Origin of the sequence: Microbacterium sp. K35, from assembly GCF_004794375.1 — a bacterium.
Classification (GTDB): Bacteria; Actinomycetota; Actinomycetes; order Actinomycetales; family Microbacteriaceae; genus Microbacterium; species Microbacterium sufflavum.
In genome coordinates, this window is the sequence record NZ_SSDM01000293.1 from 1 (window position 1) to 879 (window position 879).

Sequence of the window (879 nt, forward strand, 5' to 3'; positions counted from 1 at the left end):
CGACGCTCTTCCGATCTGCCACCGCGTCGCCGCCCGTGGGGGCTCTACCTGGCCGTCGCCGCGGTGGCGCTCGCGGTGCTCTGGGCGCTGATCCCCGGGGTGTTCGCGCCGGGCGACCCGCTCACGGGCGTGCCGGCCGACAAGCTGCTGCCCCCGAGCGCCGCGCACTGGTTCGGCACGGACACGCTCGGCCGCGACCTGTTCGGCCGGGTCGTGCACGGCGCGGTGCACTCGCTCTCCGGCGCGCTGATCGCGGTGACGGTCGGCCTCGCCCTGGGCACGGTGCTCGGTGCGATCGCCGGATCGGTCGGCGGGATCGTGGACGACGTGCTGATGCGCATCGTCGACGTGCTCCTGGCGATCCCCGGCCTGCTGCTGTCGCTGTCGGTGATCATCCTGCTCGGGTTCGGCACCGTCAACGCGGCCATCGCGGTGGGACTCGGCAGCGTCGCGGCGTTCGCGCGCCTGATGCGCGCCGAGGTCGCGCGGGTGCGGCGCACCGAGTACGTCGAGGCGGCGTTCGGCAGTGGCGGGACGTTCGTCGCCGTGCTGCGCCGCCACGTGCTGCCCAACTCCCTCACCCCGATCGTCGCGCTCGCCGCGCTCCAGTTCGGCACCGCGATCCTGGCGATCTCCACGCTCGGGTTCCTCGGCTACGGCGCTCCGCCGCCCACGCCCGAGTGGGGCCTGCTGATCGCCGAGGGGCGCAACTACATCGCGACGGCCTGGTGGCTCACCGCCCTCCCCGGCCTCGTCGTGGTCGCGGTGGTGCTCAGCGCCAACCGCATCAGCCATCGCCTCGGAAGGGGAGTGCGATGAGTGCGATCTCTGCGTCCACGACCACGATCAGCCATCGCCTCGGAAGGGGAGTGCGATGAG

General features: G+C 73.0%; 1 protein-coding gene. It reads left to right on the plus strand.

From position 1 onward, the window contains the following. Nucleotides 1-15: 15 nt before the first annotated feature. Nucleotides 16-819, plus strand: a complete 804-nt coding sequence (locus DW299_RS11385; RefSeq protein WP_240745389.1) for an ABC transporter permease — start codon at nt 16-18, stop codon at nt 817-819. Nucleotides 820-879 lie beyond the last annotated feature (60 nt).